A 22,258-nucleotide genomic window follows, 5' to 3' on the forward strand; every position below is an offset into this window, starting at 1 on the left:
TCTTGCGCCTCGCCCGGCGCCGGTGGTCGAGGAGCGCGTCGTCGAACGGGTCGTCGAGCGAGACCGCACCCGCCGCAAGCTTCCGGATCGCCGTAAGGGATACATCCAGAAAGCCAGCGTCGGCGGCCACAAGGTCTATCTGCACACCGGGGAGTACGATGATGGCGAACTCGGCGAGATCTTCATCGACATGCACAAGGAAGGCGCGGCCTTCCGATCGCTGATGAACAACTTCGCGATCTCAGTGTCGCTCGGTCTTCAGCACGGGGTGCCGCTGGAGGAGTTCGTCGACGCCTTCGTTTTCACCCGCTTCGAACCCGCGGGCCCGGTCACCGGTAACGACACGGTCAAGTCCGCCACCTCGATCCTGGACTACATTTTCCGTGAGTTGGGCATCAGCTATCTGGGGCGTGACGATCTTGCGAGCGCCGACTCCGACGCCCTGAACGCCGACGGTCTTGGTCGCGGAAAGGCCGACGCCACCGGCCAGACCGAACCGGAAGACCTCCAGCCCGTGTCACGGTTCATTTCCCGCGGTTTCGCCCGTGGTCACGCGCCTGACAATCTCGTGTACCTGCCCACCGCCGCGCGGGCTTCCGCACATCCGGCCGCAGCGGAGGTCTGTGCGTCCTGCGGCGATATCGCGGTTGTTCGTAAGGGTCAGTCGATGATCTGCGAGACCTGCGGCGCGCGCGCCGGCCGCCTGGCCGACGACGTCGGCGCCTGAAAACACCGGAAATTACCGCGATTTAAGTGGCGTCTCATGGCCTTCCGGGCGAAGGGAAGAGCCTTCCCTGGAGCCTGTTCGTCGACCCATGGTCATCGCCCTACGCCATCTGGCCCTCGTGGCCGCCGTCTGTTCGGCGTTCGCCGGCGCGGCCGTGGCAGGAGACAAAGAGGTGACCCGCGTCAACGCCTTCGGCGGATCCTGCATCAAGTGCGAGCTTTCGGGCCGCAACCTTTCGGGAGCTCGGATTGTCGGCGCCAACTTCTCGGGCGCCAACCTGATGGCCTCGGACCTACGTGACGCCCGTTTCCTGGCCTCGAATTTTTCCGGGGCGGATCTTTCCAAGGCAGACCTCAGCCAGGCGGCCATGGCCGGCGCCAACTTCACCGGCGCCAATCTGGCCGGCGCGCGCCTGCGCGCCACCGAGGCCGGCGGCGTGGTGTTCGGCTCCGCCAACCTCTCGCTGGCCGATTTGAGTGATGTGGAGGCGGCCGGCGCTCAGTTCCGACGGGCGATCATGGCGGGTGTCATCCTCCGGGCCGGCGACGTGCGGGGCGGCAATTTCGAGAGCGCCAATCTGTCCCGAGCAGTCCTGACAGACCTTCAGGGCCAGGGCGCGAACTTTTCCCGGGCGCGGCTGTCGTCCGCCAATCTCCGCGGCGCGGACTTGCGGGGCGCGGTGTTCAACAACGTGGACGCGGGCATGGCCCGCTTTGAGAACTCGGACCTTCGCGGGGCCACGCTCGGCGATGGCAGTTTCGCCAAGGCCTCCTTCCGGGACGCCGACCTTCGATCCGCCAATCTCGCTGGGGCAAACTTCGACGGCGCTGACATGAAAGGCTCAGATCTCCGCCGCGCCAACCTGCACGGGACCGATCTGTCCGGAGCCAGGGGTTTGACCCAGAGTCAGCTGGACGGAGCCTGCGGCGACTCCCGGACTCGCACGCCGCGCGGCCTGACGATCCGGGCCTGCGGCGTACGCGTTATCATCCACCGGGAAATCGTTCGCACGCCTCAGTCCCCGCCGGCTCCACCGGCCGGGCCTCGGTATCTGATCACCTCAAGATGAGGCGGCGATCCCCGGGCCTTTCCCGTTCAGATAGAACCATCCAAACGGGGAAAAATGCACGAAATCACAACATTATAGCGTTTTCTCAAGCGTAAACCGGTTCCCGCTCTTCGGAAGACCTTCTAGCCCTTCAGGGGCGGCGCGAGTCGGATGTGCAGTTCCTTCAACTGCTTGTCGAACACCTCCGAAGGCGCGTTCATCATCAGATCCTGGCCCTGCTGGTTCAGCGGGAAGGCGATGACCTCACGAATCGCCGTCTCACCGGCCAGGAGCATGACGATCCGGTCGATGCCTGGCGCCAGCCCGCCGTGCGGCGGCGCGCCATGGCGGAAGGCGTTCAGCATGCCACCGAACTGCTCCTCGACCACGCTCTGATCGTAGCCGGCGATCTCGAACGCTCGGACCATGATCTCCGGCAGATGGTTCCGAACGGCGCCCGAGCACAGTTCATAGCCGTTGCAGACGATGTCATACTGGTAGGCCAGGATCTCCAGCGGATCCTTGGTGTTCAGCGCCTCCAGTTCACCCTGCGGCATCGAGAACGGGTTGTGGCTGAAATCGACGTGGTTCTTCTCTTCGTTCATCTCGAACATCGGGAAATCGACGATCCAGACAAACTCAAACCGGTCTTCGTTCACCAGCTTGAGGTCTGTCCCCACCTTGGTGCGGGCCGTCCCTGCAAACTTCGCGAACACCTTGGGATCGCCGGCCACGAAAAAGGCCGCGTCGCCGGACCCGAGACCCAGTTGCCCCATCACCGCATCGGTCTTCTCGGACCCCAGGTTCTTGGCGATCGGACCACCCCAGCCGCCCTGATCGTCGCTCCAGAAGATGTAACCCAGGCCCGGCTGCCCCTCCCCCTGGGCCCAGCTATTCATCCGGTCACAGAAGGCCCGGCTGCCGCCGCCCGGCGCGGGGATCGCCCACACCGCGTTCTTATTGTCTTCGAGAATCCGGGCGAACAGGCCGAAGCCGCCGCCCCGGAAGGGCTCTGAGACATCCTGCATCACCAGCGGATTCCGCAGATCGGGCTTGTCGGTGCCGTACTTGGCCATGCACTCGCGGTAAGGGATGCGCGGGAACGGATAGGGCGTCACCGGCTTGCCGTTGGCGAACTCCTCGAACACCCCATGCATCACCGGCTCAATGGCCGCGAAGACGTCTTCCTGGGTCACGAAGCTCATCTCGACGTCGAGCTGGTAGAACTCCAGGCTGCGGTCGGCGCGAAGGTCTTCGTCGCGGAAGCAGGGCGCGATCTGGAAATAGCGGTCGAAGCCCGAGACCATGAGCAGCTGCTTGAACTGCTGCGGCGCTTGCGGCAGCGCGTAGAACTTCGACGGGTGCAGCCGCGAAGGCACCAGGAAGTCCCGCGCACCCTCCGGCGAGCTCGCCGTGAGAATCGGGGTCTGAAACTCCAGGAACCCCTGGTTGATCATCCGGTTGCGGATCGAGTGGATCACCTTCGAACGCAGCACGATGTTGCGATGAAGGGTCTCGCGTCGCAGGTCCAGGTGACGATTCTTAAGCCGGATCTCTTCGGGATAGTCCGGCTCGCCGAACACCGGCAGCGGCAGCTCGGAGGCCTCCGACAAAACGCTCACCGCCTTGACCCGTATTTCGACTTCGCCGGTCGGCAGGTTGGGATTCACAGTCTCGGGCGTGCGGGCCACAACCTCGCCATCCACCCGGATCACGCTCTCGGCCCTCAGGTGCTCCACCACTCCGAACGCCGGCGCGCCAGGATTAAACACGAGCTGCGTCAGGCCATAGTGATCGCGCAGATCAATGAAGATCAGCCCGCCATGGTCCCGCTTGCGGTGGACCCAGCCGGAGAGCCGGACCGTCTGGCCGGTGTCGGTGGCGCGGAGCGCGCCGCAGGTGTGGGTGCGGTAGGCGTGCATTTGTCTGAATTCGGGGTGTTTTTCGAAGGCGCGGAAGGGCGCACGGAGGGGGGCGAGAGTCAAGGCGCAGGCGGGCCTGGCGCAAACACGAAGTCGATTATGAAGACCCGCTCGCCGCGGCCGTGACGCGCCGTCGCCAACAGCGCGTTCCGGGACTCAAACCCGCCTCGCCGGGCCAACTCATCGGTGATGTCCGCCAGATCGACCTCGGTGATCCCGGTGACTTCGACCTGCCCATCCAGCAAGGGATAGCGCCCGCCTATCCGGACACGCGGCGCCAACCAGATGCGTACGCTGGAGGTGATCTCGCCGGCGCGGACACGGGGCCTCAGGCTCTTGGTGAACATCATCGCGGATCGTAACCCCAGGTCCAGGGTCGGCGGCCGCGCAGATCTTGCGCCCACATCAGGCGCCACCCTGCCCCTTTTCGGTAGAGTTCGACAGACCCGCCGCGCGCGAAGTCCTTTCCGGTCAGAACCAGCGGCGCAGCGCACGTAGCGGGACGAACGTCGTTCCGCAGCGCGACGATCTCGGCGTTGGCGCACAGCGATAGAAGGCGCCCAGGCTTCAGCGGTCGACGCAGATTCCAGGCCGAGGCAAGGCGAACGCGAGCGCCAGGCGCCGGGAGACAGCTCCAGGCGTCACAAATGAAAATTCTGTCGCGAGCGGCTTCGGAGATCAGCGGCTCAAGGCCACGCCGACGCGCCCAGAGCTCTGCGCCGAACAGTTTGACATCGGGCCTAAGAAGGATCGCAGTCTTGCCGTCGCGAACCGCATAGGCCGCGCCGTCCGCAGCGATCCAGATGTCGGGCGCAGCGGGCCTGGGCGCCCACAGGATCACCAGCGCAACCGGAACGCCCGCCCAGCGCAAAGGTCCGCGCCAAAGGCAGACGAACAGCAGGCCAATGAAACTCGCAGGCAGCGCCCAGTTCGGTGCGCTCGCGACAACGAGTTGCGCCATCGGCGCCCCAGCCGCCACGGCGGCGATCCGGTTCATCAGTTCTATGGCCAGCCCGGCGACCTCCAGGGGCGCCTGGCCTAATCCGATCGGCGTCAGAGCCGCCCCAAGCGCCAGTCCCGGCATCATCAGGAACGTGGAGATCGGCGCCACCGCCAGGTTGGCGAACAGACCCCAGGTGGAGACCCGGTTGAAGTGTTGAATCGCGAAGGGGCCGGTGGCCAGGCCGGCCACGAAGCTGATCGCCAGGCTGACAAGCGTCCAGGTGACCGCGGCCTGAATCGCCCGGATGGCGAAGGGCGCCTGGATCTCCCGCACGGCGCGGGGCCAGATCTCCACCAAAGCCACCAAGGCGGCTGTCGCGGCGAACGACATCTGGAACCCGGGCTCGGTCACCGCCTCCGGGTGGGCGATCATTACGCCCATCGCGGCCAGCGCCAAGGCATGCAGGCTGATGGCCTGCCGGTCCGCGAGGATCGCCGCGAAAGCCACCGCCGCGGTGATCGCGGCCCGTTCGGCGGGCGGCGGCGCGCCGGACAGCACGAGATAGCCGCCGACCGCCAGCAGACCGACGATCGCTGAAACCTTCTTGCCCGAGACCCTCAGCGCCAGCCATGGCCAAGCCGCCACCAGCAGTCGGACCGCGCCGAAGGTGAATCCCCCGACGATCGCCATGTGGAGGCCGCTTATCGAGACGATATGCGCCAGACCGGAGGCGCGCAGGTTCTCCAACTGCTCGGGAGGAATGAACGCTTCATGGCCCGTCGTCATGGCGGCGGCGAGGCCGCCCTGCTCCACCCCGAGCGTGCGGATGATCCGCTCGGTGAGCGCCCAACGGGTGGCGTTCACAGACATCGCCAGCCGCAGCCGCCAGGGCGGCTGAGCGGCGGCGTCGATCGACCTCGGCTCGCGCAGGACAAGGCCAACGGCGCCCACGCTCTCAAACCAGGCGTCCCTGGCGAAATCGTAGGACCCCGGCGCCGCGGGCGGAGGCGGCGGATTGAGGATGGCCAGCAACCGGACGGCCTCTCCAGGCTTCGGCAAGGCCATATCGGGTCGCAGCGTCACGCGCATCCGGATCGGCGTCGCGGCGGGGGCCAGTCCCTCGGCCCGCATCGGGGCCAGCAGCAGCCGTGGACCGCTTTCACCCGGCGAGACGACATCGACGACCCAGGCCTCGACCCAACGCGGGCCAAGCCCCTGTTGCGCCACCGGCCCGCGTACGGCTTCCGTTCGGAGCTTGGCCAGGGTGAAGCCGCCGACGGCGCAGGCCGTCAGCACAAGGATGAGCGTTGTCACCCTTCCCCGACTGATCCGGGTAACGCCCAGAAGCAGCGCAACGAGTGGGAGCAGGACCCAGGCGACCCACGGCAAAGGCTCGCCCGGCAGAGCGAAGTAGAGTGCGCAGCCGCAGCCCAGCGCCACCGGCGTCCACAATGTCCAGCGGTCGGACTGAGCGTCGACCTGATCCGCGATCCAGCCGCCGGACCTCCGCAGGCTAGGCCGTGCGAACGGCCGTGTGCTAAGTGGCGCCGCCGTCGCTTCGAGACCTTCCCCGCCCGTCATGCCAAACCGCCCCGTCCGCACCCGGATCGCCCCCTCTCCGACGGGCATGATGCACATTGGCACCGCCCGCACGGCGCTGTTCAACTTCCTGTACGCCAAGCACACCGGCGGCAAGTTCCTGTTGCGTATCGAGGACACGGATCGGGAACGGTCCACCGAGGCCAATGTCGAGGTCATCTTCGAGGGCATGACGTGGCTCGGGCTCGAACCCGATGAGCCGCCCGTGTTCCAGTTCGCGCGCGCCGCCCGCCACCGCGAGGCCGCCGAGGCGATGCTGGCCACAGGACGCGCCTACAAAGACTACATGACGCCGGAAGAGCTTGAATCAGAACGCGAGTTGGCCCGCGCCGAGGGCCGCGTCGTGCGCTCGCCATGGCGCGACCTCGCGCCCAACGACGCCGCCGATCGACCCTTCGTCGTACGCCTCAAGGCCCCGCTCGATGGCGAGACCGTGATCCAGGACGCGGTCAAGGGCGAGGTGCGCTTCCAGAACCGTCAGCTTGATGACCTGATCCTGCTGCGCACGGACGGCACGCCGACCTACAATCTCGCCGTGGTGGTCGATGACCATGAGATGGAGATCACCCACGTGATCCGAGGCGACGACCACCTCAACAACGCCGCTCGACAGACCCTGATCTATCAGGCGTTGGGCTGGGAAGTTCCGGTCTGGGCGCACCTCCCGCTGATCCACGGCCCCGACGGCGCCAAACTCTCCAAACGCCATGGCGCCCAGGCCGTGAGCGAATTCGACGAAATGGGCTATCTGCCGGAGACGATGCGCAACTACCTCGCGCGGCTGGGCTGGGGTCATGGGGACGATGAGATTTTCTCTGATGCCCAGGCGGCCGCCTGGTTCGATATCAAGGATGTGGTCAGCGCCCCGGCGCGTCTCGATTGGGACAAGCTCAACCACCTCAACAACCACTACATCCGGCAGGCTGACCCTGCGCGACTGGCCGGTCTCGCCGCGAGACATATCCATGGCGTCCGGCCGGATGACCTGAAGCAGATCGCCCACACCATCCCCTTCGTCCGTGACGGGGCCAAGACCACACTGGACCTCGCCGACGCCGTGGCGTTCGTGTTGAAGACCCGGCCTCTGGAACTCCCTGAAAAGACCCGTGCGCAACTGGCGGATGGCGAGACAGGGGGCCGCATCGGACGCCTGCGCAGCGCCCTGGGCGCCGTTGCAGATTGGGACGTCCCGGGCCTGGAAGCGGCGCTGCGCGCGTTTGCTGAATCCGATGGGGTCGGGATGGGCAAGTTCGGGCCGCAACTGCGGGCCATCCTATCGGGCGGGGCTCCGGCTCCGGACCTTGCAGGGACGATGACAGCGCTTGGCCGCCAAGAGAGCCTTGGGCGTATCGACGACGCGCTTTCGCTCGTCACGTAATGGCGTATAAGCCAAACAAGCGTTTCATCTCGCAGGCGCGAAGGGGATCATATGGCTGACACGGCGAAGTTCGAGATCGGTGGAAAGACGGTCGAGTTGCCCATTCTGAGGGGCGTCGACGGACCGCCGGTGGTTGATATCCGCAAACTCTACGCGGAGGCCGATGTCTTCACCTACGATCCAGGCTTCACCTCGACAGCCTCCTGTGAAAGCAAGATCACGTTTATCGACGGCGACAAGGGCGTGCTGCTGCACCGCGGCTACCCGATCGACGAATTGGCGGAACAGTCGAGCTTCCTCGAGGTCTGCTATCTCCTCCTGCATGGAGAACTGCCCTCGGCGTCGCAATTCGCCGAGTTCGAGCACAACATCACCTACCACACCATGCTGCATGAGCAGTTCGACCGGTTCTTCAATGGGTTCCGGCGGGATGCGCACCCGATGGCGATCATGACCGGCGCGGTCGGCGCGCTTTCAGCCTTCTATCATGACAGCACCAATATCGATGATCCGGCGCACCGGATGATCGCGACGCACCGCATGATCGCCAAGATGCCGACCATCGCGGCCCGGGCGTTCAAATACTCACGCGGTCAGCCGTTCGTTTATCCGCGCAACGACCTCTCCTTCGCCGAGAACTTCCTGCGCATGTGTTTCTCGGTGCCGGCCGAGGACTGGAAGCCCAATCCGGTGCTGACCCGGGCGATGGACCGGATCTTCATCCTCCACGCGGATCACGAGCAGAACGCCTCGACCTCGACGGTGCGTCTGGCCGGCTCGTCGGGCGCCAATCCGTTCGCCTGCATCGCTGCGGGCATCGCCTCGCTTTGGGGCCCCAAGCATGGCGGCGCCAATGAAGAAGCGCTCAACATGCTGGCCGAGATCGGCACGGTCGACCGCATTCCTGAATTCGTTCAGGGCGTGAAGGATCGCCGCTATCTGCTGATGGGCTTCGGCCATCGGGTCTACAAGAACTATGACCCCCGCGCGAAGGTCATGCAGAAGACCTGCCACGAAGTGTTGAAGGAGGTCGGCTCGAACGATCCCCTGCTCGCGGTGGCGATGGAACTGGAGAAGGTCGCTCTCAGCGACGAATTCTTCATCGAGCGCAAGCTCTACCCGAACGTCGACTTCTATTCGGGCATCACGCTCCGCGCGCTGGGCTTCCCGGCCGAGATGTTCACCGTGCTGTTCGCGGTGGCCCGCACGGTGGGCTGGATCGCCCAGTGGAAGGAAATGATCGAGGACCCGTCGCAGAAGATCGGCCGCCCGCGCCAGATCTACACCGGCGCGCCGCTTCGGACCTATGCTTCCATAGACAAGCGTTGACCTGAAACCTCGCCCGATCAGGCTTGATCCGCCTGATCGGGAGCACGAGGCTCGAAGCTTTGATTTGGCGCGGAACTCCCGCCGAACCGGTTTCGACTTTCAGAGCCTGCGTGGCACGCCGCCGCCGTCTGGCCCTCAGCGCTCCTCGTACAGCCGCCTGAGAACGACCGGCGCCAGGCCGGGCAGATCTTCCGAGATGAGGCCCGGCCCGTGCTCCTGAGCGGCCTCGGCATGGATCCAGGCCCCGGCGCAGGCGGCTTCAAAACTCTCCATGCCCTGGGCCATCAACCCGGCTATGAACCCCGCGAGCACGTCACCCGATCCGGCCGTCGCCAGCCAAGGCGAGCCGTTCAGATTGACCGCGGCCCTGCCGTCCGGTGCGGCCACCACCGTATCCGCGCCCTTGAGCAGCACCACCGAGCCGGCCCGCGCCGCCGCTCGCCGAGCCGCGGCGATCCGCTCGGGCGCGCCTGCGATCAGGCCCGGGAACAGGCGCTCGAACTCGCCCGGATGGGGCGTGAGCACGTCATCGCGGTCGAGCACGGAGAACAGCGTCTCGGGCGCCTCCCGAAAGACGGTGATGCCGTCGGCGTCCAGCACCAGGGCTGCGCCCGTCCGGGCCAGCGCCAGGACATTCACTCGGGTATCATCGCCGACACCCGCCGCCGGTCCGATGACCACCGCGTCCGCTTGATCCGCCGCGCGCTCCAGGTCGAGGTCGCTCTCGAACGGACGCAGCATCACAGCCTCCAGATGCGCCGCATTGGCGGCCAGGGCGTCGGGCGGCGCATAAAGCGTCACAAGTCCCGCGCCGATCCTGAGGCCGGCTCGCGCCGCCAGCCGTGCGGCGCCGGTGTTCCAGGCGTCGCCGCTGACCACCATCAGGCGACCCCGCGCGTGCTTGTGTGATCCAGCATCCGGCCATGGAAGTCGGTCGGCCCAAAGATCTGGCTCGTTCTCCCAGAGCGCGGCGGGCGCCTGATCGAGCCCGATGTCGGCCACCACCACCTCGCCGCATAGCCGTCGGCCGGGTTCAAGAACGTGAGCGGGCTTCCGGCTGTGGAAGGTGATCGTCAGGCCGGCGCAGACCGCCGCGCCGAGCGCCCGACCGGTGTCCCCCTCCAGCCCACTGGGAAGATCGATCGCCACCACTCGGTCCGGCTCGGCCGCAAGCGCCTGGGCGACCTGGGCGGCCACGCCCGTCAGCGGCCGTGTCAAACCGGCCCCAAACAGAGCGTCGATCAGCAACCCGGTGTCTGGAGCCTTTTCGAGCGTGGCGACCGGACCACCCCACTCCGCCCGCGACGCGCGCGCGTCCTCTGTCGTCGGCTCGGAGAGCGCCAGGACGGTCACCGGCCAGCCTCGACCCGCCAGCCGCAAGGCGATCACATAGCCGTCGCCACCGTTGTTGCCCGGACCACAGAGTACGTGAACGGGCTGAGGCCGATAGCGGGCGATGATCGCCTCGGCTGCCGCCGCGCCGGCGCGTCGCATCAACTCCAGACCCGGGGTCCCTGCCGCAATGGTCCGCGCCTCAGCGGCCCGGGTTTCGGCGACGGTCAGGATAGGTCGGCCGTTCACAGCGTTGCCCTCAAAGGACTCCCGTCGACGCCTCCGCGCCCTGAGCGATCAGTCGCAAGGACTGGCCGTCCGTCTCAAGCACTGTGATCGAACAGTGATCCGGCCGGAACGCCAGCACCTCTTCGAGCCCCAACAGGCGCGAGACGACCGCATTAATGGCGACATAGTGCGAAAACACGGCCGTATCCCCGCGCGATACCAGCGAGGCCGCGATCTCGCCCCGCCACTGATCGTAGTCGAGATCGCCTGGGATGCCCTTCCAGGTGCCCTGGAACGCTGCGCGCAGCCAGCCCGGCCGCTCGGCCGCGGAAAGCGCCTTCGGTGTGGGTATTTCGCCGACCCTTGGATCGACTTCCGCCTCCAGGCCCAGCGCCCGGGCCATCGGCTCCGCCGTCTCGCGACAACGCCGCAGGGGCGAACTCACCACCCGTCGGGGCCGCTCGCCTTCCGGTCGCGCTAGCAGCCAGTCGCGCGCAACCTGGGCCTGAGCCCGGCCCGCGTCGTCCAGTCCCGGGTCATCGTCCGCATCGCCCCAGGATGAAGAGGGCCGGCCATGCCGGATCAGGTAGAGCCGCGCCATGTCATCAGTCCGGAGTGAAGAGGTTGAGATCGCCGCGCTGCGTCAACACGCCGGTCCGCCCCACCTGCTCGACGGCCTCGAGGCCGGCCAGGGTGGCGGGATCGTCGGGCGTATTGGCCGCAAAGCGGCGGCCGTTCGAGTCGCGCCCGATGACGATGGCCATGAACGGTCCTTCCCGCTTGTGAACGACGGTGTAGGTCTCGATCGTGCCGCGCCCCTGTGGCGTCTCGATGACGTCGGGATGTGGCAGGGCGTCGATCTGCCGCTGAATCACCGCCGGGTCCTGGCGCTCAAACGGCCGGTCCGGTCGACGGGTCGAATAGATCCCAGTCGACTGCTTGGTCAGGTACCAGCCGTTGCCGGTGATCAGACCGTTCGCGCCGGGCTTCTCGCGGAGCTTGCGGTGCATCACCGCCACGGAGTGCATGACGTAGTTGTTTCCCGGCCCGCCCGCATACGGCAGCCCGCCCGTCACCGTCAGTCCGCGCGGATCGTCCAGCGACAGCCCCAGTTCCTCGGCGCCCACCTCGACCGCCACAGGGAAGCAGGAATAGAGGTCGATCAGGTCAATGTCGGCGAGGCCGATTCCAGCCATCTCGAACGCTCGCTGACCTGTCAAGCGCATGGCCGGGCTGGAGTGGAAGTCCTGCCGGTCCATCGGATGCCAGAGGTCGGCTGCGTCGGCGCATCCGTGCAGATACACCCAGCGATCCTCCGGAACGCCCAGTTCACGCGCCTTGGCCACGCTGGCCACGATCACTCCGGCTGCCTGATCTACTTCCATGATCGCGTTCAGCAGCTTGGGATAGGGATAGCCGATCATCCGGTTCTTCTCGGAGACGCTGACCAGTTCCTCGGCTGAACGCCGGATCGGGAACCAGGCCTCCGGGTTCTCGGCCGCCACCGTCGAGAAGCGTTCGAACAGCCGGCCCATCCGCGCCTGATGTTCGGCCAACGGCCGCTTGTCCCGCGCCCGCAGTGCATTCTCGAAAAGCGGATAGATGTTGATCGGTCGATTCAAGCCGTGCCGGGCCTCATAGGGCGTGGTCCCGGGCCGGGCATCGCCGATCCGCTGCGGCGTCTCGAGCGTTTCGTCCTCCACTGCTGACCAATCGTCGAAGGACAATCCCCGCGTGGCGCGCTTGGTGGCTGAACCCAGGAACTCACAGCCGACCGTCAGGGCCAGCTGCGTCTCGCCCTTCGAGATCCGCTCAGCCAGGGTGTTGATCAGGTACTGGGGGGTGTTGCCGCCCATTTCCGAATAGACGCTCCAGCGCGGCGTGGCGCCGATCCACTTCGACAGCAGCGCCGGCGGATTGGTCGAGTGCGGAATCATCCCGCGCCGTGAACCGGGGGCATCGATCGTGAAGCCGACCACAGCCAAGGCGTCGATCGCCGCCAGGCCCTCAGCGCCAATTCCGGAGTCGGCGGCGGCCCGTTCCGCCGCAATCTTCAGCAAAGTGGTCGGCGAAGGCGAAGCGCCCGGATCGCCACGATACGTGAATTGGCCTGCTCCAATGAGCACCGGTGTCCGTTCGTCCATCGTGCTGTCGTCTCCGTGCGTATTCCGCGTTGATCGTAGGGGCCGAAAGGGCCGCCACAAGGCGAATTCCGGCCTGACTATATTTCAGGCGTCGGGCGCCTGTATTTTAATCGGTGCAGCAGTTTCCCACGCGGCCGCAACGGCAGGCAATCGAACCCCGCTTGTGGCGGCTAGGTCGCCCGTGCTGGGTCGCCGGCGATCGGCGCCTCCCGGCCCCCGAACCACCAAGCTAGGCGAATGAAGAAAATCGAAGCCATCATCAAGCCGTTCAAGCTGGACGAGGTGAAGGAAGCCCTTCAGGAGCTGGGCGTCCAGGGCATGACGGTGATCGAGGCCAAGGGCTACGGTCGCCAGAAGGGCCAGACTGAGCTCTATCGCGGCGCCGAGTACGTCGTGGACTTCCTACCCAAGATCAAGGTCGAGGTCGTCATCGCCGACGACCAACTCGACCGCGTGCTTGAGGCCATCTCCGGCGCCGCCCGCACCGGGCGCATCGGGGACGGCAAGATCTTCATCTCCGAGGTCATCGACGTGATGCGCATCCGCACCGGCGAGACCGGCTCCGTCGCCATCTGATTTCCAACCACTGACCGGCAAAAGGGAACCCATCCACCATGGCCAGCGCCAAAGACATCCTGAACCTGATCAAGGAAAAGGACGTCAAATACGTCGATGTCCGCTTCAGCGACATTCGCGGCAAGATGCAGCACGTGACCTTCGACATCGACCTGGTCGATGACGAGTTCCTGACCGACGGCACCATGTTCGACGGCTCGTCCATCGCCGGCTGGAAGGCGATCAACGAGAGCGACATGAAGCTGCGTCCCGACCTGGACACCGCGATCATCGACCCCTTCTACCAGCAGACAACGCTGGCCTTGTTCTGCGACGTGGTGAACCCCGACACGGGCACCCCCTATGAGCGCGATCCCCGCTCGATCGCCAAGGCGGCGCTCAACTTCGTGAAGTCGGCCGGCATCGGCGACACGGTCTACTTTGGTCCTGAGGCCGAGTTCTTCATCTTTGACGACGTGCGTTGGTCCACCCAGCCCAACGACACCGGCTACAGCTACGACTCCAGCGAACTGCCGACCAACTCCTCCAAGGAGTATCCAGAGGGCAACATGGGTCACCGCCCGGGCCCGAAGGGCGGCTACTTCCCGGTCAACCCGGTCGACAGCGGTCAGGACCTGCGCGGCGAGATGCTCGCCGTGATGGGCGAACTGGGTATGAAGCCGGAGAAGCACCACCACGAGGTGGCGCCCGCGCAGCACGAACTGGGCCTCAAGTTCGACACCATGATCACCATGGCCGACCGACTGCAGCTCTATAAGTACGTGATCCACAATGTGGCTCACGCCTACGGCAAGACGGCCACCTTCATGGCCAAGCCGATGTTCGCCGACAACGGCTCGGGCATGCACGTACACCAGTCGATCTGGGGCGCGGGCAAGCCGCTCTTCGCTGGCGACAAGTATGCCGGCCTCTCACAGATGTGCCTCTGGTACATCGGCGGGATCATCAAGCACGCCAAGGCGATCAACGCCTTCTCCAACTCGACCACCAACTCCTACAAGCGCCTGGTGCCCGGCTACGAAGCCCCGGTGAAGCTGGCCTATTCGGCCCGCAATCGCTCGGCGTCGATCCGCATCCCGCACGTGGACAGCCCCAAGGGCAAGCGCATCGAGGCGCGCTTCCCCGACCCGATGGGCAACCCCTACCTCACGTTCACGGCGCTGCTGATGGCCGGCATCGACGGCATCATCAACCAGATCGATCCGGGCGGCCCCGCTGACAAGAACCTCTACGATCTGCCCCCGCGGGAGCAAAAGAAGATCCCCGAGGTCTGCGGCAGCCTGCGCGAAGCTCTGGAGTCCCTCGACAAGGACCGGGCCTTCCTCAAGGCCGGCGGCGTGATGAGCGACGACTTCATCGACAGCTACATCGAGCTCAAGATGGAAGAGGTCATGCGCCTCCAGCTGCACCCGCACCCGGTCGAGTTCGACATGTACTACAAGTGCTAGTCGGCGCTTCCTGATACACACGGCCAGGGCCGGAGCGCACGCTTCGGCCCTTTTCGTTGGGCGTGCAGCAACGTGATCGCCATTGAGCTTCGTCGGCGAACCCGCAACACTCACGGCTGTTCAATCGCCGCCACGGACCTTTAGTCTTGCTTGCCCTGCGCCTCGCCCTTGCGCTCGCTCTATGCCTTGCACCGCCCGCCCTGGCCCAGGCTCCGGGCACGATCCCGGCGACGCGCGATATCGACTATCCGGGCGTGCTCCGTCTCGAGGTCGACGCCACCGATATCCAGCGGCGCATCTTCCGGGTCCGTCAGACCATCCCGCTGGCGGTGTCCGGGCCGGTCACCCTGATGTTGCCCAAGTGGCTGCCGGGCAACCACGCGCCGCGCGGCCAGATCGAGAAGATCGCCGGGCTCACCCTCGCCATCGACGGGCGCCCTGTGTCCTGGACCCGCGACCCCATCGAGGTCTACGCTTTCCACCTTCAGGCTCCTGAAGGCGCGCGGGAACTCGTCGCCGAGTTCCAGTACCTCTCACCGACCCTGCCGTCCCAGGGCCGGGTCGTCGTCACGCCGGAGATGTTGAACCTCCAGTGGAACCTGATGGCGCTCTATCCCGCCGGCTTCGCCACCACGCGCATGCCGATCCAGGCCAGCGTCACCCTGCCCACGGGCTGGGGCTATGGCGTCGCCCTCGACACCGTCTCGCGCGAAGGCGACACCGTCCGCTTTGCGCCCGTGCCGTTCACCACCCTGGTGGACTCGCCGATGTTCGCCGGACGACATCACCGTCAGATCGACCTTGATCCGGGCGCGCGCATCCCGGTGCGCCTCGCCGTCGTCGGCGACACGGCCTCCGAGCTCGCCGCGACGCCCGAGGTGATCAACATCCATCGTGAACTGATCCGCCAGTCCGACCGCCTGTTCGGCTGGCGCCCGTTCGACCGCTACGACTTCCTGCTGGCGATCTCCAGCCGGCTTGGGTCCATCGGCCTGGAGCATCACCGCTCCAGCGAAAACCAGGTCGAGCCAGGCTACTTTACAGCCTGGGACCGGGCCCTGAGCGACCGCGGCCTGCTCCCGCACGAATACGCACATGCCTGGGTCGGCAAGGCCGTACGACCGTCCGGGATGATCGTGCAGGACTTCCACACCCCTGTCCGCAACGACCTGCTGTGGGTCTATGAGGGTCAGGACACGTACTGGGGCGAAGTGCTGGCCGCCCGTTCGGGGTTCCTCAGCCGCCAGCAGGCGCTCGATTCCCTCGCCCTCGACGCCGCCGCGCTCGACACCCGCGCCGGCCGCCGATGGCGCGACCTGGAGGACACGACCTACGATCCGATCATCAACGCCCGCCGGCCCCAGCCCTGGGTAAGCCAGCAACGTTGGGAAGATTACTACGCCGAAGGGTCACTCATCTGGCTCGACGCCGACACCCTGATCCGGGAACGCTCTGGCGGGCGGCGATCGCTTGATGACTTCGCCCGGCGTTTCCACGCCGGACGGGATGGCGACTTCACACCTCGAGGGTTCACGTTCGAAGACATCGTGGCCGCCCTGAACGCGGTCGAGCCCTACGACTGGGCGGGTTTCCTGACGATGCGGATCCGCGAGGTCGCGCCAAGAGCCCCACTCGATGGCCTCGCGCGCGGCGGCTGGCGGCTGGTCTACGCCGAAACGCCCACCGACTACGCCCGTATCGTCACGGGGCGCCTGGCCAGTTTCGCCTATTCTCTGGGCCTGACCCTCAATCGGGATGGCGAGGCGGTGAGCGTGATCTGGGATAGCCCGGCCTTCAAAGCCGGGCTCGCTGTGGGCGCCCGAATCCTGGCGGTGAACGGCCTGAGCTATGATGAAGATCGCCTCGCCGCCGCCGTGACCGAGGCCAAATCCGGCCGACCCATCGAACTCGTGGTGCGCACAGGCGAGCACTTCCGAACCGTTTCCATCGCCTACACCGGCGGCCTTCGGCACCCGCGCCTTGAGAGAATACCCGGCGCTCCGGACCTCCTGAGCGAAATCCTGAAGCCCCGCTGAACCTAACCTCTCTCTCAGGCCTCGAACCGCGCCTCCATCCACTCGCCCGCAACCCGGATCGCGCGGCGCGCCGCCTGCAGTGCGCCGCTCCAGGCCTGAAACACGTGGATCATCTCCGGCCACACCTCCAGACGCACGTCGACCTTCGCGTGCGCCAGCACATCGGCCAGGGTCAGGCTGTCGGAGAGGAGCACCTCCTCCGAGCCGGTCTGGATGAACACCGGCGAGACGCCCTCGAAATCCCCGAACACCGGTGAGGCCTCCGGCTCGCGCGCATCCAGCCCGCCCAGATAGGCCAGGGCGTACTCATTCAGCGCCTCCCGGCTCAGCGACGGATCGGTCTCAGCCTTGGTCTCATAGCTCCGACCCGACTGAGTCAGGTCCGCCCAGGGGCTGATCGCGAACCACCCGGCGGGCTGCGGCAAACCGCTGCGCTTCAACCTCAGCGCCAAAGCCAGCGTCAGGCCGCCACCGGCGGAATCGCCCGCCACCACGATCCGCTCGGGCGCCGCGCCCTCATCCAGCAGCGCGCGATAGACGGCTTCTGCGTCATCCAAGGCGGCCGGAAACCGATGCTCCGGCCCCAGTCGATAGTCCGCCACGATCGCCCGCGCGCGCGCTGCGACGGCGAGCCAGGCCGCCAACGGTCTATGGCTACGCGGGCTCCCCATCACGTAGCCTCCGCCGTGCAGGTACAGCAGCCGCCGATCCGCGACCGCATTCTCCGGCGTGATCCGCTCGCACTTCACGCCGCCCAGCGTCACCGGCTCGTGCCAGCAACCCCGCGGAAGGGTCGAAGCCTCGCCGACCGCGTCCATCGCCGCGCGGCGTTCCGAATGCGAAGGCGACGGCGCGTCAGGATCTGGCCGCCGCGCCGCCATGATCGCCCGCACGCCCGCAATCTGAGGATCCCGCCAGCTCGCCACTTGGACCTCCGCAGGTTGACTCCCCCACCCTGCCGCAGAATCGCCGCCGCCGCGAGAAGCGCCGTCACCCCTCACTATTCGAACAGCTCATCGAAACGACTGGGGACAATCGGCCCGCCGCCTGGCTGACCAATACAAATCGGTGGTCCGCCATCCCGCACCCGGCCATAGGGTTGGCCGCCCTAGAATCGCTTCAACCTGACACCAGATGTCCAAGCCAGCCGCCCAGCCCCTGCCCGACCTTTTCAGTGCCGCGTCCGACCCGACGCCGGCCGCGTCCGCGCCGAAATCCGGCTACTCCGCCGCCGATATCGAGGTGCTGGAAGGCCTGGAGCCGGTGCGCAAGCGCCCGGGCATGTATATCGGCGGAACCGACGAGCGGGCGCTGCACCATCTCTTCGCGGAGGTCCTGGACAACGCCATGGACGAGGCCGTCGCAGGCCACGCCAAGGTCATCGAGGTCACGCTGAGTGAAGACGGCTCGCTGACCGTCCGCGACGACGGCCGGGGTATTCCGGTCGATCCGCATCCCAAGCATCCCGGCAAATCGGCGCTGGAAGTGATCATGACCGTCCTGCATTCGGGCGGGAAATTCTCCGGCAAGGCGTACGAAACCTCCGGCGGTCTGCACGGCGTCGGCGTTTCGGTGGTGAACGCGCTTTCTGAACGGGTCGAAGTCACCGTCTGGAAGGATGGCCAGGAGTGGCGTCAGGCCTTCACCAGGGGGAAGCCCCTTGGACCGATCGAGGTCATCGGCCCGACGCGCCGCAAGGGCAGCCAGATCACGTTCTCGCCCGACCCGGTGATCTTCGGCGAGGGCGTGGCGTTCAAACCGGCGCGCCTCTACCGGATGGCGCGCTCCAAGGCGTACCTGTTCGGCGGAGTCGAGATCCGCTGGCGCTGCGACCCCGCCCGCATCCATGACCAGACCCCTGCCGAAGCTGTCTTCCGCTTCCCCAACGGTCTCGCAGACTTCCTGGCCGAACGGGTCAAGGATCTTGAGACGGTGACGCCCGAGCCATTCATCGGACGCTGGGAGCGTCCAGGCGAGACCGGCAAGGTCGAGTGGGCCATAGCCTGGACGCCGGCCGGATTCGGCGAGGCCGACAGTTTCATGCAGTCCTACTGCAACACGGTGCCGACGTCCGAAGGTGGAACCCACGAGGCCGGCCTCCGGGCGGCGCTCACCCGGGGCCTCAAGCAATATGCCGAGATGGTGGGCGAAAAGCGCGGCGCCCTGCTCACGGCGGAAGACGTGGTCGCTCAGGCTGGCGCCCTGGTCTCCGTCTTCATCCGCGACCCCGAGTTCCAGGGCCAGACCAAGGAAAAGCTCTCCTCGCCTGACGCCCAGCGTCTCGTGGAGAAGGCCCTGGCCGACCCCTTCGACCACTGGCTGACGGCGCAACCCAAGGCCGCGTCGGCCCTGCTGCAGTTCGTCGTCGAGCGCGCCGAGGAGCGGCTCAAGCGCCGCAAGGATCGCGAGATCGCGCGCGCCTCGGCCACCCGCAAGCTGCGCCTGCCCGGCAAGCTCGCCGATTGTTCCGGTCAGGCCACTGACGGCAGCGAACTGTTCCTCGTCGAGGGCGACTCGGCCGGCGGCTCCGCCAAGCAGGCGCGTGACCGCAAGACCCAGGCGATCCTGCCTTTGCGCGGCAAGATCCTGAACGTCGCCTCCGCCTCATCCGACAAATTTGGCGGCAACAAGGAGCTTTCCGACCTGCTGCTGGCGCTGGGAGCGCAGGCCGGGGCGAAGTTCAAGGAAGACGACCTCCGCTACGACCGCATCATCATCATGACCGATGCCGATGTGGACGGCGCCCACATCGCGAGCCTGCTGATCACCTTCTTCTACCGCACCATGCCCGGCATGATCCGCGCCGGACGCCTCTTCCTGGCGCTGCCGCCGCTCTATCGGATCAGCCACGGCGGCAAGGCGGTCTACGCCCGCGATCTCGCCCACCGAGACGAACTGCTGGCCACGACCTTCAAGGGCAGGAAGCCGGAGATCAGTCGCTTCAAAGGCCTCGGCGAGATGATGCCTGCGCAGCTCAAGGAGACCACCATGGACCCGCGCACCCGTACGCTGGCCCGCGTCACCCTGCCTCGCGAGGAAGAGCTCGTTGAAGACCTGGTCGAGCGGTTGATGGGCCGCAAGCCGGAAGCCCGGTTCCAGTTCATCCAGGAAAACGCCGAGTTCGCTTCGGCGGACCTGGACGTCTGACCATGGCGAAGGTCTGACCGCCCTCCGTTGACTTCACCGCCCTCGGCCCTATGGTCCGCGCGCGCAGCGATATCCGCCTGCGCCGCCGCAGGGGCGTGGCGCCGATGTCTCGGACCCGCCCCCTGCTCCCATCGTTAGCGAATGACCGAATTTTCAGACCTGGGCCTGTCGCCCGCGACCCTCGCAGCCGTCGCCGCGACCGGCTACACCACCGCCACGCCGATCCAGGCCGAAGCGATCCCCATGGCGCTTCAGGGCCTCGACGTTCTGGGCATCGCCCAGACCGGCACCGGCAAGACCGCCGCCTTCACCCTTCCGATGATCGATCGGCTGGCCGCCGGCCGCTCCAAGGCCCGCATGCCGCGCGCCCTGGTCATCGCGCCGACCCGCGAGCTGGCCGACCAGGTCGCGATGTCGTTCGAGAAGTACGCCAAGGACCAGAAGCTATCCTGGGCGCTGCTGATCGGCGGCGTCTCGTTCAAGGACCAGGAACTCAAGCTCGATAGGGGCGTCGACGTGCTGATCGCGACGCCCGGGCGCCTGCTCGATCACTTCGAACGCGGCAAGCTCCTGATGACCGGCGTCCAGATCATGGTGGTCGACGAGGCCGACCGCATGCTGGACATGGGCTTCATCCCAGACCTGGAACGCATCTTCAAACTGACCCCGGTCAAGAAGCAGACGCTGTTCTTCTCGGCCACCATGCCGCCCGAGATCACGCGTCTCACCCAGCAGTTCCTGCGCAATCCGGTCCGCATCGAGGCCTCTCGTCCCGCGACGACGGCCGAGACGATCACTCAGAACCTTGTGCGACTGCCGACAGCCGATCCGAAGGCCAAGCGCACAGCGCTCCGAGCCCTGATCGGACGCGACGATGTCAAGAACGGCATCGTGTTTTGCAATCGCAAGTCGGAAGTTGATATCGTCGCCAAGTCTTTGAAGACCCACGGCTTTGACGCTGCGCCGATCCACGGGGACCTGGATCAGCAGACGCGCATGCGGACGCTAGAGAGCTTCCGCAACGGCTCGTTGAAACTGCTCTGCGCCTCGGACGTGGCCGCGCGCGGGCTCGACATTCCCGATGTCAGCCATGTGTTCAACTACGACGTACCGCACCACGCCGATGACTATGTGCACCGCATCGGCCGCACCGGCCGCGCCGGAAAGTCCGGTCAGGCGTTCATGATCGTCACACCTGCCGACGCCAAAAACATCGACAAGGTGTTGAAGCTGATCGGCAAGGTTCCCGAAGAGATCGTCATCGAAGGCATCGATTTCGCCTCGATCCGCGACGAACCCCGATCCAAGGATCGCACCGGTCGGGGGCGCGAGCGAGGCCGGGATCGCGACCGCACACCCAAGCGCGACATGCGCCCCCGGGCCGACGACGCGTCGATGGAGCCGTTGGGGCCCGCCGCTGAAGGCTCCGAGCCGAACGCCGAACGTCCTCCGCGCCGCGTACGCGCACCCAAGCCCCCGCGGACTTCAGAGGCGCGGACGCAGGAGTCTCGCACCGAGCCTGCTGCGGAAGCGCGGCCGAACGCCCGCCCAGAACCCAGAACGCCGAGGCCCGAGCGCGAGCCCCGGCGGGATCGGGCTCGCCCCGGCGGCCAGGATCGGCCGCGGGACGACGACGGCGAACGCGTGGTCGGATTCGGTTCGGACCTGCCGGCGTTTCTCCGTCCCCGCTAGGCGGAGGCGGCCGCGCTAGGCCGCGCCTTGACCCGTTCAAACCAGGCCGCGACCTTGGTGTTGGCCGGATCCAACGGCTGGCCGACCATCGCCCCAAAATCCAGGAAGCCGAACAACAGGATATCGGCCAGGGTGAAGCGCTCACCCGCGATGAAGGGGCCGGACACCTGGCTGTCCAGCCACTTCAGCCCGTCCTGCGCCATCGCCTTCAGGCCGGGCGCCGCCTCTGGCACGCAGAGCATCCGCGACTGGAACATCGGCAACCCTTCGGCGAACCGGAATCCGTTGGCCAGCGGCTCGCAGATCTTGAGATCCACCCGGCGCACCCACATCCGGGTGGCGCCACGCTCTTCCGGGGTGGAACCAACCAGGGGCGGGTTCGGCTGCCGCTCTTCGAGGTACTCGCAGATGGCCGTGATTTCGGACACGAGCGATCCGTCGTCGAGCACCAGCGCGGGCGTCTGACCACCGGGATTGACCTTCAGATAGGCCTCCTGACGGTTCTCGCCGGCGCGCAGATCCACTTCGACGCGCTCAATGTCCAGGCCCTTCTCGGCCATGAACATCTTCACAACCCGCGGATTTGGCCCGACCGACGTATAGAGTTTCATGCGCGTTCTCCCTGCGTTGGAGGCAGGACTAGCATGGCGCCGCTACGTCACGCGGCCTGCTTCACGGATGGCGCGTTGGCCCGCGAAAACCGCAGGAC

The 22,258-nt window shown here is 66.4% G+C and carries 16 protein-coding genes and 1 pseudogene; 9 read left to right on the forward strand and 8 right to left on the reverse strand.

The window, feature by feature from the left end:
• Both ACIQ3R_RS04345 and ACIQ3R_RS04350 read left to right on the forward strand, forming a co-directional pair.
• Positions 1–727: pseudogene (locus tag ACIQ3R_RS04345) on the forward strand (ribonucleotide reductase); the annotation flags it as partial.
• Between the two features lie 88 nt (positions 728–815).
• Entirely contained in the window at positions 816–1,796 is a 981-nt protein-coding gene (locus ACIQ3R_RS04350) for a pentapeptide repeat-containing protein (RefSeq protein WP_397415519.1), read from the forward strand.
• A 122-nt stretch (positions 1,797–1,918) separates the two neighbouring features.
• Here ACIQ3R_RS04350 and aspS read toward each other — a convergent pair whose 3' ends face one another.
• Genes aspS through ACIQ3R_RS04365 form a run of 3 tightly spaced genes read right to left on the reverse strand, consistent with a single transcriptional unit; the run spans position 1,919 to position 6,221 of the window.
• Positions 1,919–3,697: an aspartate--tRNA ligase gene (gene aspS / locus ACIQ3R_RS04355; protein ID WP_397415521.1), complete on the reverse strand. Its 1,779-nt coding sequence runs from the start codon at positions 3,695–3,697 to the stop codon at positions 1,919–1,921.
• A gap of 59 nt (positions 3,698–3,756) precedes the next feature.
• Positions 3,757–4,047 carry an ASCH domain-containing protein gene (locus tag ACIQ3R_RS04360; RefSeq protein WP_397415523.1) on the reverse strand — a complete coding sequence of 97 codons (291 nt, stop codon included), beginning with the start codon at positions 4,045–4,047 and terminating at the stop codon, positions 3,757–3,759.
• The gene (locus ACIQ3R_RS04365) at positions 4,044–6,221 is read right to left on the reverse strand and encodes a ComEC/Rec2 family competence protein (RefSeq protein ID WP_397415525.1); all 2,178 of its coding nucleotides are present in this window, start codon (positions 6,219–6,221) and stop codon (positions 4,044–4,046) included. The genes ACIQ3R_RS04360 and ACIQ3R_RS04365 overlap by 4 nt, the downstream gene beginning before the upstream one ends.
• Here ACIQ3R_RS04365 and gltX point away from each other — a divergent pair.
• Together gltX and gltA are read left to right on the forward strand one after the other, a co-directional pair.
• Positions 6,220–7,617 (forward strand): glutamate--tRNA ligase, encoded by a 1,398-nt coding sequence (gltX, locus tag ACIQ3R_RS04370; RefSeq protein ID WP_397415527.1) that lies wholly within the window; start codon positions 6,220–6,222, stop codon positions 7,615–7,617. The two genes, ACIQ3R_RS04365 and gltX, sit on opposite strands and share 2 nt — an antisense overlap.
• 51 nt (positions 7,618–7,668) lie before the next feature.
• Positions 7,669–8,946: a citrate synthase gene (gene gltA / locus ACIQ3R_RS04375; protein WP_397415529.1), complete on the forward strand. Its 1,278-nt coding sequence runs from the start codon at positions 7,669–7,671 to the stop codon at positions 8,944–8,946.
• A 135-nt stretch (positions 8,947–9,081) separates the two neighbouring features.
• Here the strand turns inward: gltA and ACIQ3R_RS04380 are convergent, their stop codons facing one another.
• From ACIQ3R_RS04380 to ACIQ3R_RS04390, 3 genes are read right to left on the reverse strand one after another with little or no spacing between them, the layout of a single operon-like run.
• Positions 9,082–10,527 (reverse strand): NAD(P)H-hydrate dehydratase, encoded by a 1,446-nt coding sequence (locus ACIQ3R_RS04380; RefSeq protein WP_397415531.1) that lies wholly within the window; start codon positions 10,525–10,527, stop codon positions 9,082–9,084.
• A gap of 10 nt (positions 10,528–10,537) precedes the next feature.
• Complete coding sequence (locus ACIQ3R_RS04385; protein ID WP_397415533.1) at positions 10,538–11,107, reverse strand: histidine phosphatase family protein; 570 nt, start codon at positions 11,105–11,107, stop codon at positions 10,538–10,540.
• Positions 11,108–11,111: 4 nt separating this feature from the next.
• A complete protein-coding gene (locus ACIQ3R_RS04390; RefSeq protein WP_397415535.1) occupies positions 11,112–12,650 on the reverse strand; it encodes an acetyl-CoA acetyltransferase in 1,539 nt (512 codons plus the stop codon).
• A gap of 237 nt (positions 12,651–12,887) precedes the next feature.
• On the opposite strand from ACIQ3R_RS04390, the gene ACIQ3R_RS04395 reads away from it, so the two are divergent.
• The 3 genes from ACIQ3R_RS04395 (at position 12,888) to ACIQ3R_RS04405 (ending at position 16,710) form a co-directional block, all read left to right on the forward strand.
• Positions 12,888–13,226, forward strand: a complete 339-nt coding sequence (locus ACIQ3R_RS04395; protein WP_397415538.1) for a P-II family nitrogen regulator — start codon at positions 12,888–12,890, stop codon at positions 13,224–13,226.
• 38 nt (positions 13,227–13,264) lie between these two features.
• A complete protein-coding gene (glnA, locus tag ACIQ3R_RS04400; protein WP_397415540.1) occupies positions 13,265–14,674 on the forward strand; it encodes a type I glutamate--ammonia ligase in 1,410 nt (469 codons plus the stop codon).
• 146 nt (positions 14,675–14,820) lie between these two features.
• Positions 14,821–16,710, forward strand: coding sequence for a M61 family metallopeptidase (locus tag ACIQ3R_RS04405; RefSeq protein ID WP_397415542.1), 1,890 nt, complete (start codon positions 14,821–14,823; stop codon positions 16,708–16,710).
• Positions 16,711–16,724: 14 nt separating this feature from the next.
• Here the strand turns inward: ACIQ3R_RS04405 and ACIQ3R_RS04410 are convergent, their stop codons facing one another.
• Positions 16,725–17,636, reverse strand: coding sequence for an alpha/beta hydrolase (locus ACIQ3R_RS04410; protein WP_397415544.1), 912 nt, complete (start codon positions 17,634–17,636; stop codon positions 16,725–16,727).
• 208 nt (positions 17,637–17,844) lie between these two features.
• Between ACIQ3R_RS04410 and parE the strand changes: the two genes are divergently transcribed.
• Together parE and ACIQ3R_RS04420 are read left to right on the forward strand one after the other, a co-directional pair.
• Positions 17,845–19,857 (forward strand): DNA topoisomerase IV subunit B, encoded by a 2,013-nt coding sequence (gene parE, locus ACIQ3R_RS04415; protein WP_397415546.1) that lies wholly within the window; start codon positions 17,845–17,847, stop codon positions 19,855–19,857.
• 141 nt (positions 19,858–19,998) lie between these two features.
• Positions 19,999–21,549, forward strand: a complete 1,551-nt coding sequence (locus ACIQ3R_RS04420) for a DEAD/DEAH box helicase (RefSeq protein WP_397415549.1) — start codon at positions 19,999–20,001, stop codon at positions 21,547–21,549.
• Here the strand turns inward: ACIQ3R_RS04420 and ACIQ3R_RS04425 are convergent.
• On the reverse strand, positions 21,546–22,160 hold the full coding sequence (locus ACIQ3R_RS04425) for a glutathione S-transferase family protein (protein WP_397415551.1): 615 nt from the start codon (positions 22,158–22,160) through the stop codon (positions 21,546–21,548). The genes ACIQ3R_RS04420 and ACIQ3R_RS04425 overlap by 4 nt on opposite strands.
• Positions 22,161–22,258 lie beyond the last annotated feature (98 nt).

Origin of the sequence: Phenylobacterium sp. (assembly GCF_044371015.1) — a bacterium.
GTDB lineage: Bacteria > Pseudomonadota > Alphaproteobacteria > Caulobacterales > Caulobacteraceae > Phenylobacterium.